This window comes from Paenibacillus sp. FSL P4-0176 (genome assembly GCF_037975265.1).
Taxonomy (GTDB): domain Bacteria; phylum Bacillota; class Bacilli; order Paenibacillales; family Paenibacillaceae; genus Paenibacillus; species Paenibacillus amylolyticus.
This window is the reverse complement of the sequence record NZ_CP150242.1, coordinates 1,144,794-1,163,963: the sequence shown is the minus strand read 5'-3', so window position 1 is coordinate 1,163,963 and position 19,170 is coordinate 1,144,794. Positions and strand designations below refer to the sequence as shown.

At 37.1% G+C, this 19,170-nt stretch carries 10 protein-coding genes and 2 pseudogenes; 3 read left to right on the top strand and 9 right to left on the bottom strand.

Going from position 1 to position 19,170, the window contains the following annotated elements:
• Nucleotides 1-369, top strand: a complete 369-nt coding sequence (gene dndE / locus MKY95_RS05200; RefSeq protein WP_339197368.1) for a DNA sulfur modification protein DndE — start codon at nt 1-3, stop codon at nt 367-369.
• 17 nt (nt 370-386) lie between these two features.
• On the top strand, nt 387-1,520 hold the full coding sequence (locus MKY95_RS05195) for a cysteine desulfurase family protein (RefSeq protein ID WP_339197365.1): 1,134 nt from the start codon (nt 387-389) through the stop codon (nt 1,518-1,520).
• A 60-nt stretch (nt 1,521-1,580) separates the two neighbouring features.
• Here the strand turns inward: MKY95_RS05195 and MKY95_RS05190 are convergent, their stop codons facing one another.
• The 8 genes and pseudogenes from MKY95_RS05190 to MKY95_RS05155 form a co-directional block, all read right to left on the bottom strand.
• On the bottom strand, nt 1,581-2,525 hold the full coding sequence (locus MKY95_RS05190) for an O-methyltransferase (RefSeq protein ID WP_339197363.1): 945 nt from the start codon (nt 2,523-2,525) through the stop codon (nt 1,581-1,583).
• Nucleotides 2,525-3,844 carry an ATP-binding protein gene (locus tag MKY95_RS05185; protein ID WP_339197360.1) on the bottom strand — a complete coding sequence of 440 codons (1,320 nt, stop codon included), beginning with the start codon at nt 3,842-3,844 and terminating at the stop codon, nt 2,525-2,527. The genes MKY95_RS05190 and MKY95_RS05185 overlap by 1 nt, the downstream gene beginning before the upstream one ends.
• 62 nt (nt 3,845-3,906) lie before the next feature.
• Nucleotides 3,907-9,135, bottom strand: coding sequence for a DNA phosphorothioation-dependent restriction protein DptH (dptH, locus tag MKY95_RS05180; RefSeq protein ID WP_339197357.1), 5,229 nt, complete (start codon nt 9,133-9,135; stop codon nt 3,907-3,909).
• Nucleotides 9,116-10,504, bottom strand: a complete 1,389-nt coding sequence (dptG, locus tag MKY95_RS05175; protein WP_339197354.1) for a DNA phosphorothioation-dependent restriction protein DptG — start codon at nt 10,502-10,504, stop codon at nt 9,116-9,118. Before dptG ends, dptH begins: the two co-directional genes overlap by 20 nt.
• A 4-nt stretch (nt 10,505-10,508) precedes the next feature.
• On the bottom strand, nt 10,509-12,290 hold the full coding sequence (gene dptF, locus MKY95_RS05170) for a DNA phosphorothioation-dependent restriction protein DptF (protein ID WP_339197350.1): 1,782 nt from the start codon (nt 12,288-12,290) through the stop codon (nt 10,509-10,511).
• Nucleotides 12,291-12,625: 335 nt separating this feature from the next.
• Nucleotides 12,626-15,351, bottom strand: a pseudogene (locus MKY95_RS05165) (DUF3427 domain-containing protein).
• Nucleotides 15,352-15,575: 224 nt separating this feature from the next.
• Complete coding sequence (locus MKY95_RS05160) at nt 15,576-16,916, bottom strand: hypothetical protein (RefSeq protein WP_339197348.1); 1,341 nt, start codon at nt 16,914-16,916, stop codon at nt 15,576-15,578.
• Nucleotides 16,913-17,485 carry a sigma-70 family RNA polymerase sigma factor gene (locus MKY95_RS05155; RefSeq protein ID WP_339197345.1) on the bottom strand — a complete coding sequence of 191 codons (573 nt, stop codon included), beginning with the start codon at nt 17,483-17,485 and terminating at the stop codon, nt 16,913-16,915. Before MKY95_RS05155 ends, MKY95_RS05160 begins: the two co-directional genes overlap by 4 nt.
• A gap of 367 nt (nt 17,486-17,852) precedes the next feature.
• On the opposite strand from MKY95_RS05155, the gene MKY95_RS05150 reads away from it, so the two are divergent.
• Complete coding sequence (locus tag MKY95_RS05150) at nt 17,853-18,335, top strand: hypothetical protein (protein ID WP_339197341.1); 483 nt, start codon at nt 17,853-17,855, stop codon at nt 18,333-18,335.
• Here MKY95_RS05150 and MKY95_RS05145 read toward each other — a convergent pair.
• A pseudogene (locus MKY95_RS05145) lies at nt 18,312-19,070 on the bottom strand (restriction endonuclease PLD domain-containing protein); the annotation flags it as partial. The gene MKY95_RS05150 and the pseudogene MKY95_RS05145 overlap by 24 nt on opposite strands.
• Nucleotides 19,071-19,170: the final 100 nt, after the last annotated feature.

Here is a 19,170-nt window from a genome sequence, read left to right as displayed (position 1 = left end):
ATGAATTTTACTTTAAAAACATCAAAATATGCTAAAGAGATTCTCACGCAACTACATGCTTCCACCGGAATCACGCCTAATATTCTAATCCGTTATGCTGTTGCTCTATCTTTAAGAAACACTACCCAGATTGTGCCTGTTACTAAAGATTTCACAGACGGATTAGTGTTGAACCGTAGCACCGTTACCGGAGAGTATGACTATGCCTTTCGTGCAATGATTACACAGGCCGCAGGTCGTGAATTAACAGATGAGGAGTTTTTTCCTGCATATTTTAACGCTCACTTGGAACGTGGAATACGATTGTTAGCTTCAGAGTATAAAACGGCAGGCAATTATGAGAAATTTATTCGTAACTTGTTATCTTAACGAAAGTAGTGATCTCAATGTTATATCTGGATAATAGCGCTACAACAAAGATTCACCCTGACGTTTTGGAAGCAATGCTCCCTTATCTCCAAGAGGAATACGGTAATCCTTCCAGCAAATTTTATTCCCTTGCAGAGAATGCTAAGAAAGCTGTGGCTACCGCTCGAGAACAAGTTGCACAACTCTTAGGATGTGACCCAGACGAGGTTGTCTTTACAAGTGGTGCTACTGAAAGTAACAATATGATTATTAAAGGTGTAGCTGATTATTACAGTCATAAAGGCAGCTCTTCTAATTATTTGCTAACTTCTTCTGCTGAGCATCCGTCTGTACTGGAAACAGTAGAATTTTTGGGTGAACGCGGGTACAAAACGAGGTTACTTGATGTCGATACTTTTGCAAGAGTGGATCTTCAAAATGTCAAAGAAACAGTTACTCAACTCCAGCCTCTTCTTACTTCATTTATGTGGGGAAATAATGAGATTGGGTCATTGAATCCGATTGGTGAACTTTCTAAATTGTTTACAGCTAATAATTTATTCTTCCACACTGATGCAACTCAGGTTATAGGTAAAATACCAGTTAATTTGCGGAAGCATAGTGGAATTCGATTCCTCTCTATGTCAGCACACAAAATAGGCGGCCCCAAAGGAATCGGAGCCGCCATCATTCGGAAACAATCTAAAGAGATTTTCACTCGCTTAACGCCCCTACTTCACGGAGGAGGACAAGAAAACAACTATCGGAGTGGAACTCTGGCTGTACACAATATTGTTGGATTGGGAAAAGCTGCTGAGCTAGCATCACAGAAGCTAGAGGAAAACGTCAAGCGTCTAACTCAATTAGAAAACTATCTTGTTGATATACTTAAGACTAATCTAGGTAACAAGATTGCTTTTAATAGCGACGATCACGACAAAATTCCAGGATTAATTAGCCTTCAATTTATCGGAGTAAACAATGAGTTGTTGCTAAAAAAACTATCTAGCTTCATCGCACTTTCTTCCGGTTCTGCTTGCAGTTCGAGTAAACCAAGCCACGTTCTAAGTGCCGCTGGGAAAACATTGGAAGAGGTTCGTCAGACAATAAGAATTACTTTAGCTAGTGATTTGAGTGAAAAAGAATTGGATTTATTTCGGGCAATTAATTAACTATTAGTATTATTTTCAACAATCTAACGTGGTTGTAGTTTTATATATAATCACGTTAGATTATATCTCTGTTTCTGAAAATGAAGGGAACAACTTATATAATCTAGAATATTTCTCAATATCATCTCTTTTGACACCAGGTGCTGAAACTTCCGATACCACTTCATGGGGCAATTGTGTATCCAAATGCCTAATCTCTTTGTAGGTAAGGCTTGGAACATCAATAATATTAATAAGATTGCTTTTATTTATTAAAAGAAGATCATCAAAATTGCAGGAATCATATAAATGTCTATCACTTTCTTGAAATATGATACCTCCATAAGTAAGCATTCTAGCCCCATCAGCATATCCTAAATAATATAATTGTTCAAAATAAAAGTTATCAGACTCAGTTCTATTCCTAGACTCAAGTACTTCATCAATCTTGTTACGAATTATTCCCTTACATACTTCAGCTGCTTTCCAAAACTCTAAATCAGAATTTTTTAAACCTTCTGGCATCTTATCTTCTAGCATTTTACTTAATAATGGTACTTCTTGTCCTTTTCTTAAATTTACATTTATAGAGATTAAAAACATCGATCCTGATGTTGTGTTAAAGACCACTGTTTGAATATCTTCAAGGTTGTTTTTTGTAATATGTCCATCGTAATCAAGCCAAACAATATTTTTACTCTCATTCCAATCGATCTCTGGCAGTTGCTCTTGAGAATCTCCAAACATCATTTCAATACACTTGTAAGGTTTATTGAATGTAAATCTAGGTTCATTTTCAACATCTTTTTCTATACTAATCATCTTATCTATTCCTAATTGTTTATGAAACAATGTGAAATCTGCGAAAAATGGAGATCCAAATCCTATATATCTATAGTTATATATAGGTGTAAAATAAGTGAGTTTATGAAACGATTCACACAGCATTTTTCTCTCAATAGATTTTGCTGGTCTTATTTTATAATTTATTTTTTCATAACTTGATCTTTCTTGAGAGTCTATCACTATCTACACTCCATTCTATAGAAATACTCGAATGTTTTCTCTCCTACTTCTTTTAAGGACGTCACTTCGAGAACTTCTTTAACTTTATCAATCTGACTCACAGGCATATTATACTGTATTTTTTGCGTAGACTGTTTACGAACTAATTTCACCTCAGGAGCTATAAATTTCTTACTTAATTCGATTTTTTCAATCTTTGAAACATCTTTTAATGAAGCTTCGCTAACAAAATCATTCAGTCCCATTTCAGTCTCATATTCTTCATTTTCAAATTGCTCATCATTTCCAAATGGTTCTGATTTTAATTTTTTTAGAAAGTTAGTAACAGGCTTCATCATATTAAGAAGATGTGGTCTTATAGCTTGGTATACATTTGAATCTTGATCAATGCCATTTTTAGTGGTATTCCATGGCAAATTATTAGAATCATCCGAATCAAAAAAAACATAACCTCTAAACATTGCAAATGTTGGATGAAACATAGGGTGCCCGTCCCCCCATCCTGTTAATTGTGTTCTATCTGCAAATACAATAAGACGACCATTACAATAAATATACCAACCTGCTTCTCGAGGATTCCCTGTTTTTGAAATACCTGCTATTACCTCTACATTCACTCCTTCAACTTCTGTTTTGAAATATGCAGGTTTAATGTTCTCAGACACATATAGCTGGGACGGTTCATGATTTATTTCAATTTCGTTAATGGTAATCTTCAGACCTTTTTCAATAACTTTCTCATGTGACAAACGTATCTCTTTTATCAAAGCATCAGTGAAAGTCGATTTAGAAAGTACATTAGAAACTTCAGGATAAAGACATTCCACCTTTATTTTAGTTCCAAATGTATCTTCTTGCTCTTCTGAATTCACTTTCGTAAATTCCCAAACCCACTTTTCTGAATCTTCCTTCCATTTTTGTACATCGATATTCATTTCAAAATAGGTGTTTTTTGTCTTAGAATCAATTGTTATATTATTACCCATCTTAAACAATGCTCTTTTCATACCCACTCCAAATCTTCCGATAGATTTTTCTATACTAGGAGCATGCTCCGGCCTTCCGAATCGGAATGCATAGTTTTTTGCAGTTTCGGTATCGAACCCTCCACAGTTATCATTGATTTCAAAGTAATCTTTGTTAAAGTTTAAATTCACTTCTAATCCTTCAAAGTTATCATGATCTTTACGAATGTTGATAGCAGCATCTACACTATTATCTACCAAGTCGGCTATAGCATCAATTAAAGGTATGTCCTTTATTAGCATATCAATAAAAAAAGATTTCGTGGGAGCAGCATTAATTTCATTACTATTCATCTGTTAATACCTCCTAAATTTCAAGAAACATTTAATAATCGATACTGAATATGTTTGTTTTATTATTGCAGTTCCCAGAATGCCTTATCCCGCATCCAAATCGGTTGCCCTGAACCAGCCTTCACAATACTGTAATGTTTTTGTAGCGATTTAATCCGGCTCATTATATTATCCTCTTCTAACTTACTCTGGGTGCTAAACACCATTCGAATTTCCTTAGCAGACATTTCGGACACATTATGCACAATCCAAGTTAGAATATAATTGGCATAGTCATTATCCGATGTAGAGAAATGGCTTAGAAACTGTGTAGATAAAATCGTACCGACACCGTATTCTCGTCCTTCTTTCAAAATCTTTTTAATCGATGTAAAGTCTTTGCTAAGGAAGTTATCCGCCTCATCAACCAAGATCATTCGTGTAATTTCACGATAGGCTCCATCAATTACACTGTGCCCTAACATTTGCATTTGATTGTAGAAAACATCAAGGGTAATGGATACCACAAGATTCTGAATACTCTCACTGTATCCGGACAAGTTAATTACGGTTATCCCATCAATCATATCGAACAATGAGATTGTGTTGGACGAGTCTGTTTCAAACACTTCGGTTTCATATAACTCTTTAAGTGCCGCATAGAGAGAATCAATTTTAGTATTCTCTTTTCCAGCGTATAGTTCATATACATCACTCATCGTTGGAGCAGGTAAATTCCAAGTCGTAGAATCCCCTTTTAGAATGCCTTTATTAGCGTATGCCTCCATCATTAAATCCTTCAAAGTAATTGCTTGAACTTGCCCAAGATTGTAAGACCTTACAATTGTGTCTGTAAGAGAGTTACTTGTATGAAGAGGCAACAATGGTTTAATCGGTTCTGCCATATACAAAGATAAGGGATTAAACGGCAAATGGAATAGATTATATACCTTAGCATTTGTTTTTTCAGTGAAATCAGGCTTGATATAATCACCTTTATAATCGAAGATCAATATGCCTATTGGCGTTTGATTCACATTATCATAACTATTACGACTCAACTGCGTAATCAATGATTTTGTGAATTGTGTTTTCCCCGTTCCCATCGTTCCAATGATTCCTGTATTGGTGTGCATGACTTTATCCGTTGAAGTGGGAAACCATTTAACCTCTTCATTCGAACTTGCATTATGTCCAAACAAAACTTCAAGTGCCTTCATCGGTTCTTGATGATTCACAGAACTATAATGATCTCCAGCAGGTTCTAATTCAACTGTTTGGTCATCAGCTAAGTTCGTAGTAGCTGCTACTTCACCGAGTCCTGTTTCATAATGCTCACGAGTTTCAGCAACAAGTAACACCTGGTCGGTAACCTGAGTCATTACAGGCTGTTTAGAAGAATCATATAAATTACTTAGCAATTGCTCAGGAGACAAATCCCCCTTACTGCTCTGTATATGTTCCTTCATCTCTTCGACACTCTTGAGTATAAATTCGTATCCACTCTGCTCCGGATAATCAAAGATCATAACATCATCGTTAATCCTAATATCTATAAATGGAATATCCTTTTTAAAGGAAATTACGGCACCTTGACCGATGTGCTGATCTAACGTATTTACAATTGTATATTTATCATTAAGAAGGCGCTCGCGAACATTGTCTTCCGTAATCTCATTCCACTTTTGTTCAGGCCAAACCGAATAGAGTTTCATTTTTTCCGCACTTGCAATCGCCAATTGCATGAAAAAATTCCGATAAAGTACCGATTGAAAACTCTTTTCGTCATCTGTTAAGAACTCCATTAATAATTGTTTCGTTTCTTTGACTTGGTCTATAGCTTTCTCTTGCACTTTGGCACCGTTATGACCTATTTTGACCTCAATCGGATAAAAATGAACAAATACTTTTTCTGCATGCGGTTCAATCCCGATTAATAACAAGTCATCACTATAAGAACCGAATCTTCCTAGTTTTCTTGCTGAAAACAAACCTTCCGATTGTCTAAGGCTCGTTCCACCTGAGATTCTAAGGATTTCTTCCATTGAGATTGGGATCCATATAATTTCGCGATGCGCAAACATAGCAAGAGATAGTTTTACCGCAGAAAGAATACTAATCTTTTCTTTCGGAAAATAATTATTCTGTGCCAACAGACGAAGTAACCAATTTCCATTAATAGCATTAAAGAAATTAATGATTGGAGGTAACATCTGCTCCTCAACATGGATTTTCTGCTGGCCCAAAAATTCTTTGATTAGACGCTGGTATTGTTTCGAACGTCTGGTAACTGTAATTGCATCAAAACCACTGGATGTTGTGAATTGGTCACTATAGTGAATAACCAGCAAATCTTTTTGAGTGTCACTATTCTTGAAAAAACTTAGATCCACTTTAGGCTCTATAAAGGTAACCCAATGAGCAGAGTCGTACACCTGATCTAACTGTTGTTTGTGATCTGCGGAGATGGCTGTAACAATATTAATATCCTCTTGGTAATTATCGAGAGTTCGGGCAACTCTCAGTAAAGAGTTTAATTTTGGTACCATTTTCAAAAGTGGGGCTTCTTGTATCGGATAATATCTTAATCCAAATCCCGTTTTGTAGTCTTCGTTGATGAAAACAGAAGGAATACCAGAAACTAGACCGTTTAATGAAACTCCCGTAATAAGCTCAGAGGCATTGCTTGTAGCAATTTGCTCGATTTTATTCATCTGATAAAAAGTAACATGACTGTACTCGTAACGGTCCGTATCCACACTTTTAGAGTAAAACTTCACCTTATCTCGGAAAACATTTAATAATTCTTCCGGATGATATCCTTCCATTTCCAATCTAAGATTGAACTGTTTAGCAATCGCTTCTGCATCTGAATATTGTGACATCTCATCAAATACATTGTTGATTCCTTTTTCAGCATATATGTGAACTTCGATGGGGAGTAGATTCGCTTTTTCCAAGTTATCTTTAAGTTGCTTTTTGTAATATTCAAACAGACCTTGAAGAATCTCTTGACAGTCCCCCATATTAATCGTATTAATTTTAAGCGGAGCTCGACGATCTAATTCAAAAAGATATCCGAAATGGCCAGTAAATTCTTCGACTTTTTCTTGAACCAATTTACTTACAAATGTTTTGGTTAACTCAAATCTTGGCAGACTCTGATCCATGTAAGAAGCCCACTCATAAGAATCATTCATTTCAATTACCTTGTAGAGTTTGGAGTTAAAACTAACGTATGGCAATAGATTTGTAGGTCTCATGGAATGCAACAGCTCATCATTTATTAACTCATCACTAACCAATTGATTTAATTGTAATTGGTACGCCAAATGAAGAGGATGCAAAGGTGTAAATAGCCATTCTGGATTTATATGATTCTTTTGAATCGTTCCAATTAAAACAAGATCTCTTTGGGTCTGATTTAATGACTGTCCATTTTGTAATTGTTCCAGTTCTTGTAAATATATGTCTATATATTTTCGGGCCAGTACAGTATAATCTTCATCGAAATATGCTAAACTTGGGAGTAAATCGTTACTTACAAAGTATCGTAACAAATCACAGTATGCCTCTTTTAACTGTTCAGAAACTGAGATAGCTTGAGGAACAATCTCTCCTAAGTTATCTTCGTAAAAGAACAAATGATTCGTTTCTAAGAGTTTTCGTTCCCTCTCTAAATTACGCTTGAATTCTCCTTGAGCAAAGGTCTCTCTCGTTCCTTGCACAATCTTCATCTTTTCATTCTCTATGCGATAGGTGAAGTGCTCTTGCTTTTCACGCTTTAGCTTCCAAACGCTAAAGCCACCAATAGGAACTGGACGTTCAACCAAATCTTGCACAGCAAATGGAATACTCGTGTAAGGAAGCTGTATGTTAAAGTAAATCATTTCCTCATCACTATTATTTTCATCATTGCGAGAAATAACTAATTCCTGTTCCTTAGTAATTTGAAATGTTCTATGGGATTCTGCTAAATTAACTTTGGTGATTTCTGAAGCACCTTTATTGAAAAACCAATGTTCCGCATCTGAATTAATTAAGAGGCAAGGAATTTTAGATTTTGACTTTGATAAGTTAATTGCATATGAAGTTTGAATTGTTTCAAGAAGTTTTTCATGAGTTTCTACCACAGCAATCCTGAAATCGAAAGCGGGAGAAACTTCTGTTTGATATTTAACTCCATAAAAAGTAGTCAGTCCTGATTCGTGTTTAAGACTCACTCGTATTTTTTTTCCTGATTGTTCTGCTTTAATAGAATGATTTATTTTTTTGACATCAATGTATGCATTTTTTATCGAGTCATTGAATTGAAATTCTAATGTAACTTCTTCTATTTGTGCGGGATTAAACACAATAATATTTCTCTTACGTTGCTTACTTTTAGTTTCGCCATCTGGTCTTTCCCAATACTCAAGACCTTCTATAGTAACTTTTTTACTGACTTCAACGTACTCTAAAACTTTATCCTTAAGTTTTTTTTCATTTGATCTTCTCACAGTACCAAAATCAATTTCCTGCCACTCATCTACCTTTGAAAGAGCCTTTACTCCCGAATCATCAAAATGTCGTTCAAGATTAGTCTCAATATTCCCATATTGATGAGCCATTTCAACAGCACTAAACAAGTAATTATTTCCCTTTAATCTTTCTTTAATCTCTTTAGGTGTTCTAGGAGTATGAAAAAGCTCAGCATCATAAAAAAGCCCAAAGTTTTTATATTCACGCTTATCCAATTTTTCATTGTTCAGCACTGTAAGTATATTTTCATAGTCGAATAAGTTTACTCTCTCATGAAGTCCCTGTTGAGCTTTCATGGACTCAATTGAGAAGTTGAGAATTTGCTTCTCTTCTGAAGATAAATTTGATTGCTTCATCATTTCTTGTAAATCTCTTTCAATTGAGTCAATATGATAAGGCATACCTTCTTTTGCAAACGAAGTCATTCCTTGAACCAAACTATCTAAGTTTGAATTATGAATTAAAAGCATAGCCAAGTTCTCAAATGCTTCTTCCTTTGTACCAACTTTATTCCTTAATGTTGTAAGAAAATCAGGAGTAATCTCCTCAATATTAGATGCGATTAACACCTTGGTTTGATCATAATCTACAGTGTGTGATTGATAAACTCCATCCTCAGTTGACATTGAAAATGGATTAACTCGATTTATGTCCTTAATCTGATTTACTAGATTTACAACTTGTTCTTCACGTTCAAATTGAATATGATACTTCTCTCCTGCTTGAATGTTAACCTCGCCCAAAAAACGGTCTACAAGGTGAGCAAGATAACTATAAAAATGCTTTGACATAAATAGCATCCCCACTATCGCTTTTTTTCTCTAACAAATTCAACTTTTCAAAATACTCAATGATGGCAACTTGAGTATCTCTGTCATAAATAATCCCTCTTATTTCGAATTGCTCAAATAATTTCTTTAACCTTATTTTAGGATCATCTTTGATGATAACCTTAGTAAGGAATAATAAATAATCTGTATCCAGAATTAACATCTTTCCAGATCTCCCCCTGGATTTGAGGAATGTTCTCTGACAAAAATGTGTAAACCATGCTTTAAAATCCTTATACCTACTACTTCGGGATGAATTATTAAATTGATAGTCAATCATATTGAACAATAATAATAGTTTATTAAGTATGGAAGAGTCGTATTGTTCAGAGTTTAAGTTCATTTGATTCCACTTAACATCAGTTAATGCTTCCTGATACTGTAAAATCAGTTTTTCCACAGAACGCTCTAATTCATAGATTTCCTCATTCGAACTTGTACGAATAATTTCAGAGATGTCTTGGTAAAAATATATTCCTCCACTTTGTTCAACTGTTAGATTTAGCATTTTTAAAAAATTCACATGAGTAAACATTTGATTTATTGTTCTCTCAATGTTTTTCCATCCATATTCATAGCTAACTCTGGTTTTTGATAGTCTTTCTTCTTCTTCAAATGTAAAATAGATGGGCGATATGCTTTTCTCATGTTTGGCAAACAAAGTTTCAATTTTACGTGACATTTGAGTAATATAAAAAAAATAATAGTAAGCTAAAAGCTTTTCAAATTGTTGAGTAAATAAATCTTTTTTTGTGGAAAGCCATGCAAAATCTATAGCAAATAGTTCAGAGATTTCTGGTAGTAATACGGCAAATTTTTGCGATTGTATCTCTTCACTTTTTAATTCTGGTAAAGCTTTGAATATTAACGACCCCATTAAATCATCTGTTTGATGTTCTTCTTTACTAATCTCCCATGTAGCTCTTCCATTCCACAAAACCGAATAAAGAAATTCACCCAACCTCCTATTCTCTTTCTCTACAGTATTAATATAATAAAGAGTTTGAGGGTGAAATAAAAAAAGTTGATTATTTTCGTCAATAAATAAAGTTTTAATCATTTGTTTGAATTCATTTTTTTGATTTATATCTCTGAACTCAATTGACTTTAGTACGGTTTCAACTAGTTGTTCGGGGTTAACCTCTGATGATATTTTTTTTTGTCCTACCAAACGCAAAAATTCTCCTACTACTTCCTTAAAATTAAACTGTTCATCTTTAAATGTTGCTTTATAAGGTAGAATTTCAACTGGTATCTTAGGATTATGCCTAATTGAAGAATCAAAATTGAACTTGTCTTTAATGGTGTCTAAATCCAACTTATACTCCATATTTTCACATCTCCACATATGAATATTGATTGAATAAATCATCGTAAGTCAGTCTATAACGCTGGGACTTACCAAACTTTTTGCTTTCAAAAATAAGCTCGTTTTTGTCATTTCCGTTACTACTCAACTGGTCTATAAATTCAACAAACTTGATGTATTGAAACTTGTCCTTCTTATTAGGTCGATAACCGTTCTTAATCCGAATCAATAATGAATATAATGAGTAGTCAATATCGATTTCGACAGGACTTCCCCCTTTGGGTCTAAAAGCGATCGTTAACATTGGTAAAAACTTCACTAATATCTCTTCAGCTCTTGGTTCAACTCGCTCCAGCGCTGGTTCAATTTCGAGTTTTTGTAAAGCGTAATATTGTGTCTGTGGTTGTCCAATCTGAACATAAATAAGTCCGCCTTGCCCCTCACCATTCCATTTATAAATGGCATCACGAACGTCTTCTCTGTAAAGCTTGGATAGCTTACTCCAAGATCTTTTATTCCAATAAAATAAGTACTGCATATATTGATCATAGACCCGATCTTTAAATGAATCGTGTTGTTCTCTAGGTATTAAATAATATAAGTATACAAACAACTTAACTAACTCATTTCGAAAAGAATTATTTTTTTTGTCTTCCTCTTTCCACGGAGAGTGTGGAACAAGAGATTTTTCAAAATACGATGTTCTATTAACGTCGATAAATTGAGTAAACAAATACGCACCGTCTTTTTTAGATTTAAAATCTATTAAATGCTCGTCAAGTAACTCAGTTCGGTATTGTGTTGGATTAATATGATTTATGGCTTGATGTATAGCAGATGCATCCTCACGGTCAAATAGCTGAAAAGGAAGTAGACATGACGTATAAGATTGAAAATCTTGATTTTTGATTACCTGCATCAACTTCTCATGCTCTATGTTATCCATCGAAGCGGGAACAATGACATTATAAATAAAATCGAGAAGAGCACGAGTCGAAATAATGAGCTTTTCTTTAACCATCGCTTGAATCAATAAATCAATAATCTTGCCTTGAATATCCTCATACTGTAATAATTCATAATTCTGAATAATAGGATTCTTTAAAGTCAATTCAGGATATTCTGCCTTCTCTCTGAGATAAGCCTTATAAAACGGATTATGTTCAGTATCTTGAGTAATTCTTTGTAAAATCCCTCTAATGAAACTAGAACGGGGGCCATTTTCTGTTAACTCATACATATGATAATCACTAAAATTAACATATTTGAAAATGTGATCATCCTGGGACACTTCTTCTATAATCACAGATTCCATAATCCTCTTTGCATGTACAAATTCTCTGAGCCGAGTGAACTCTTTTCCTTCTTCTGCATCAATAAAGTTATTTAAAGCGCCAAGATTAATGGCTAAAACAATAGTTTTACTCCCACTCTTACCAATCTCTTGATCTGAAAATGGCTTCAGTACCTTAGCTAACGTTTCAATTGAAGTTTTCCGAGGGGAGAAACTCTCCGTTGCATCATTATGTAAATAAAATTTTGCTGGGTCAGCTAAAAAGTCATACTTATCTTTTAAGTACGATAAGATATGTGATTTGCCATCACCTACCCCGCCACACACCAATATTAACTGTGGTTCATTGGTTTGATTTGCATTTATAATACAGTTTTCAAGTTCCTTTTCTACTGGTCTTTGAACGTGCATATATTTTTTAAATTCACTAAATCTTTCAAGATTTTCTACAGCTTCCTTCGAAGACTGTTTACAGCGCTTAAGAATATCAATGAAATGAGTATTTGTAGACATTCCCCATCCTCCAAAACACATTTTTATAAATCTCCAAAAAAAAAGACATAGTTCTCCTATAGGAACCATGTCTGTCATCATACGCTTTTACTGTGTAATAGACCATGCTTTGGTCCCGCATACATAAAGTTAAAGAGGAACTAATTCGATACATTCAATAATGCGAAGCACTAATCTACAATAAATGACTTTTTATAGGATAAATATACCACACTTATGGTTCTTAAGGTACAAAATTAAGATTTATAGGTATTATTTCCAATCGACCCACGCATGTTCAAATATGATTAGAACAAAAAACTGCGTAACATGTACGATTTCTTTATAGTGCTAATTCAAACAATACACTTATTCGCCACCGCCACCATCTTCGCAGGCATCTCTTCCCATAACCGCCACACGAAGCTCATCGGTTTGTTCCCCTCATGACTCACATAATCCGCTTCCCCCAAGAAAACAAATGGAGACGTATAGCCATGCTCCTCCTTATACTCCCGCACAAACAGCGCAATCCGGTTGCCCGTCTCCCGGTGATGGATATACCGCTGCGCGGTAGCCGTATGCTCCGACACCCTGCTCTGTGTCTGCCAGTGGAATAGACGCTCGTTGATCGCATAATCCTCATACAGCGTAGATGGAGAGAAATCTTTGTCCGATTTGTTCAATGTAATGAAGAAGATATCCGTCTGTTCGTCTGCAAAATACTTCACCCCTTCACGGAAGACGGGTGATTGCTCAGCGTTCCAGTAGCCAAAGGCGGCAAGCACTTGGTCGATGGAGTACATACAGTGGATATCCAGTGGACAAGTGTACGGGAACGAATTGCTTTTATCCACAAATCGCAGATGAGCCAGATTATATTTGAAAATATCCACAAGCTCTGCCCGGAATGCCTCACAAGACAGCACACGCTGCACACCCTCTTCGATGCTGCTCAATCCTAATTTCTCAGGCGCAGCCCGATGGAAGGTGTAATAGAACATGATCAACATGCACCGTTCATCGGCGGTGGTTGGTTCTTTGCCTTTTTCAACAAAGTCGATCAGGAACGTCAGCCAGCTTCGTGAGTTGATCGTCAGCACAGAGGGCAGTCTGCGGATGTACTCCTCGTGTTCACCCTCGATAGGTGCTGTTAATCCGGCTTCGGCCAACATGCCACGGAAATACCTTTTGCCCGTACGTCCACCATACAATTCAACTAGTGTCATCCCGTGATGTTCAACAAAATGAGCCAAGGTCAGCGGTAGTCCGGTGTCTTGCTGGAACGTTTGCAGCTTCTGGATCAACGCTCTGCGATTACGACTCATCTGCTTGAGGTTGCGCATGACGTATTCCTTCGCTTGTTTTTCCAATTGAATGAACGTGCCGCGTGGTAAGTTCGAAAATCCATTCTCGACGTAATACGAGATAGAATGTTTAGTAGCGCCGATCAGGGCCCGGAATTTATCCTGGAACCTGTACTCCTGATGCGCTTGTCCGATGAAGTCGAGCACGGTCAGGCACTCTTTGCCCTCCGCCATCCGTAGTCCACGTCCCAACTGTTGCAGGAATACGGTCAGACTCTCGGTAGGACGCAGGAACAGGATGGTGTTCACCTCAGGAATATCCACGCCCTCATTGTACAGATCAACGACAAAGATCATGCGTAGTTCCCCGTTTACCAGCTGTCCTTTCACAGAATGACGCTCCTGTTCGCTCGACCCGCCATGTAGGGCCATGGATGGAATGCCGGCTTCGTTAAATATTTTTGCCATATACAGCGCATGATCCACCCCAACGCAGAACCCAAGTCCCTTCACATGGTCCAGATCGGTTACGTATTTGTTCAGACTTTGGATGATCTGATTGGCACGGATTTTGTTATGAGTATAGAGCTTTTCCAGTTCGTTCAGGTCGTAGCCTTTACGCGACCACTTCACCTGGGACAGATCGACGGTATCGGTGACGCCAAAATATTGAAAAGGACTCAGCAGCTTCCGGTCAATGGCATCGGTTAGACGGATCTCGGCGGCAATCGTATGATCGAAGTAGGCGGTAATGTCTTTGCCATCCATCCGCTCCGGGGTTGCTGTGAGTCCTAACAAAATCTTAGGTTCATAATGGGATAACAGCTTCTGGTACGAAGGAGCAGCGGCATGGTGGAATTCATCCACGATAATGTAATCGTAATTGTCTGGGCTGGTGATCTCCGTCAGCTTCATAGCGTTAAGACTCTGAATACTAACAAACAGGTGATCTAGCGCCTCTGCTCGGTAATTCCCGACATGCAGCTCGCCAAAGTTCATATCCTTCAGGATTTACCGGAACGTGTCCCGGCTTTGCTTCAAGATTTCTTCCCGATGGGCGACAAAAAGAAGCGTAGCTCCCGCATGGCTTGCACGGAACCGTTTGTAGTCGAAGGCAGAAATGACTGTTTTGCCAACGCCTGTGGCGGCGACGATCAGGTTGCGTTTTCGTCCATACAGCGTACGCTCGGCGTCCAGCTGTTCCAGCACTTCTTTTTGGTAATCGTAAGGCTGGATGTCGAGGTGAAAGTGGTTGGACTGATCTTTTTTACGATTCAGAGCCGCCTTCAACTGTGCCTCATGGCCTTCATCCTCAGCCATATACCGCGTAAATTCACGGTCATTCCAGTAACTCTCGAAGGTCGCTTCAATCTTGCGCAGCACATCGATTGAATCCTTCTCCGTCACCTTGAGGTTCCACTCCATACCACTGGTCAGCGCTGGGTTGGAGAGGTTAGAGGAGCCGACATAGGCTGTGGTGAATCCAGTATCACGGTGGAAAATGTACGTTTTGGCGTGCAGCCGAGTCACTTTGGTATCATAGGAAATCTGGATTTCCGTGTTAGGTAATTTGCTGAGTTCGGTAATGGCTTTGAGATCGGTCGCCTCCATATAGGTGGTCGTGATAATCCGCAGCTTCTCGCCACTAGCCGTGAACTGTTGAAGCTGTTCCAGCAGCAGGCGAAGCCCGCTGAGTTATACACATCCGGGTCCAGCGCCGAAATCTCCTGTCTGGTGATGGTGTTGATAAGCTGTTCATATATGCCTTGTTTCATGAATGTACTCGCGAGAGTTAGGATGGTTGTGGATATGTAGGTGGGTTAGTTAAATACTTGCCATAGGTAAATATGGCCTCTACTATATTATCGTCCAGCATGAGAATAATTTCATTAGTTCTTTGGATGGAGCAGCAAAAAGCACCCCTACTTGTTACTCCAGTAGAAGTGCTTTTACGATAAAAGGATACTCTGAAGCACCTTCGAAACTAATAACAGTATACTTATTTCAGTTCCATAACCCAAGGACCTTTTAAAATTGAGTAAACTTCATCAATTTCCAAAGTTATCTCATTCTTGTTGTCTGCTACTTCAAGTATCATACTCTCCATAGTTCCTTTGTTTTTATCCAATGTGTAGTTAACTGATTTGTAGTTTGATGGAAAAAAGTATACCAGCTTATCGCTATCAGAAGATGTTCCATCTACACTGATATTAAGTTTGATTGTTTTCTCATCCAAACGTTCTATCTCTTTTATCTCAACCATTGCGTCATCTATCTCAATCTTGTTTCCAACCAATTCTGAATTCTCCATTGGTATTTGAAGTGTCAGATCAACGGGTTCACTTAATTTTTTCCTAACCAATAATTCTGGTACATTAAGATACACATCCGATTCTTTCACAATCTTATTATAAGAGAACTGGTTTCCACCTGATAAAAGGTCCTCTTCTATATTTATGTTCATTTTTTCTCCTTTCTCATTTGTAAAATAAGGAGATTGAATTAACTGATTTTTTTTCAACCCATATGACTCAATATGAATATTAGAGGCGTGATTTGGAAGGAGCGTTATTCTAATCCCGGAATCCTCCTGTTCTCTTATAGCTGTTAATTTTATTTCGCTAGACTTCATTGTGTCTCCTAGCTCTTCAAAAGATGTTACTCCCTCGGATTTATTTAGATTAAATAATATTGCATTCTGACCGAATATTAACTTCATTTTATTCGTAACTACAACGGCTCCTTCATTCTGAAAAGTCCCTTTCCAACTTTCTTGAGTTGAACTCATTGCAATATTTTCAAAATTATACTTCTCACCATACTCGTTTTCTATAGTAAAAGAGAATGTCTTTGGTATAGTTCCAAATACAACAATTTGTGATTTTTCAGGAGTTACAAGCATACCTCTAAGTTGAATTTCACCACCTTCACCGACAAAATTCACAACATCCGGTAATACATAATAATCTCCTTGTTCATTTTCCACGCTAACAGTTCCTATGCCAGGAATAAAGTGAATCAGTTGTATGATCTGAGCTCTTAATTGTGGTGAATATACTACAGAAACAAACAACGTTAGAACCGCCACCGCGACTCCTATTTTCCACTTATTAATATTCCACTTTTTATTGAGCCTCTTCGTTTCATTACGAGCAGAATCATAACTATGCTCTTGATTTAGATTCAGTTTCCTGAACGTCTTTTCTCGAATTCGATTTAGTGTGTCATCATTAATAAACATATCTTCACTTACAGGAACGTCGCTAAACTCACCTAATGCATCATCAATACTTAATTCGTCAAGTAATTGCTCATAGATTTTTTGTTCATCAGATTTCATGAATGCTCTCTCCATTCTTGAAACTCTATTTTCAACCTTTTTTTCATCAGTTCCCTTACCCTACGCAAGCGATTTTCTACGGCCTTTGTCGTCAGATTTAATTTGCCAGCTATGGAGTCCAAAGATTCATAATAAAAATACTTCATTAAAAATATATTCTTATCTACCGAACTTACAGAATTTAAAATCTCAAGCACACTTTCGATCTGGGATTTTCGTAACACTTCATCCAATGTATTGGTTTGGCTCGGTATATAATCTTTAAGTTCTTGAACATTGTAATTTTGTTTTAATTTTCTTTTATAATCTAAAGCCTTATATTTTGCCAGTATAAAAATCCATGTTTTTAAAGATCCTTTTGAGGAATCAAAACTTTCAATTTTATTCCATACATCGACAAATACATCACTTACACACTCTTCAATATCCTCTTTGTTAGCCTGCTCCCCTAAAATCCTGAAAATAATACCATATACTGGGGGGCTGAGTTCTACAATGAGGGATTCGAGAACATTTGTATCTTTTTTTATGAGTTTACTTACAGTATCATCCTGTTGGGACGTTCCCATTGTATCCCTCCCCATACTCCAATTTTGATTTTAAAAACTCGCTCCATATTTTCAAGGTAGTTCTCCGTGCTATATCACGTCCTCGTATCATTATTATTAACTGACCGTTGCACAAGACGGAACTCACAACTCAAGTAAATTCTTATATATTACTACGTGAAGAAAATTCAAAATCCCTCAAACTTTTTGTTCGACAAAATAATACATTTATTAGGTAATTATCCCCGTCCCAAAATCAATTCATTCCACGAATTACATATATTGTATTTAAAAGTTAATATTATCAAGTGAACCAAAATGAAATTCGGCCGTTTTTCATTACAAACTTTAGGGAGGCCTTTACTTTGAGAAACAAAACAAAAAAATCATGATACCTTTTCTAACTTTAGCCTTAAGTGTTGTTTTCACTTCAACTTCATTTGCTGATTCTCCAACAAATTCAAAAATTTATGAAAAAGTAAGTAACAATCCTGTTTTTAAAATTATTTCTCCTAATGATTCAGGTAGCTTCTCATTTACAAACGCACCAGATGTAGATCTACAAACCTATAGTCAAGCTCTTCAAGAAATTGATGCTTTGCGAATGAGAGAAATGATTAAAGAACAAAATGTCATCTCTCCACAAGCTTCAATTGAATATACTTACTATAGAAGTGCAGAAAAAACAGATCCTCTTAAAAAACTTAAAGCTTCACATCATGATACTGTAAAGTACTATGCTGGCGATCTAATTACTAATGACCTAGTTGTTTGGTCAGGGAACTCATATTCATTTTTGAATTCAGATACAAGAGCCAATACAATTAATCAAACAGATGAGTTCTCAACTGGTCAGCGCCGGGTTGGATAGGTTGGAAGAGCCGACATAGGCTGTAGTGAATCCAGTATCGCGGTGAAAAATGTACGTTTTGGCGTGTAGCCGAGTCACTTTGGTATCATACGAAATCTGGATCTCTGTGTTAGGTAATTTGCTGAGTTCAGTAATGGCCTTCAGGTCTGTTGCTTCCATGTATGTAGTTGTGATGATCCGCAGCTTGCCACCGCTCGCTGTGAATAGTTGAAGCTGTTCCAGAAGTAGGCGAAGCCCGCTGAACTTTATAAATGACACCAACCAGTCGATCCGGTCGGCGGTGACGATCTCCTTTTGCAACTCCAGTAACATACTCGGCTCGGATTTCGCACCTGTGAACAAAGAGCTTTGGGAGATTGGCGTATCTGGACGAACGATCTTGCTATCCCGGACCGCACGAATGCTGTTCAGCTTGGAATACACATGGGTCAACACTTCCCCCTACTCATCCAGTTGCAATTCGTTGTACTCTTCTTCCCCCAGTGTGCCTTTCAGGGTAGCAATAATCTCATTACACGTTCGGATCTGCGCCAACACTGCTGTCTTATCTTCTGTCTGTTCCCATACAATCTTGAGCGCTCACCGGGTCACCGCCGCCAAATACGTGAACAGCAGTTTACGTGCTTCCTCTGCATCCAGCTTCTCAGTCCCAATGTTATACACATCCGGGTCCAGCGCCGAAATCTCATGCCTGGTGATTGTGTTGATAAGCTGTTCATATATGCCTTGTTTCATGAATGTACCTCGCGAGAGTTAGGAAGGTTGTGGATAGTTCTCTATGTATATGTTAGCTGAAAGTTACTTCTTCTATATTATCGACCAATCTGTGGAAGAT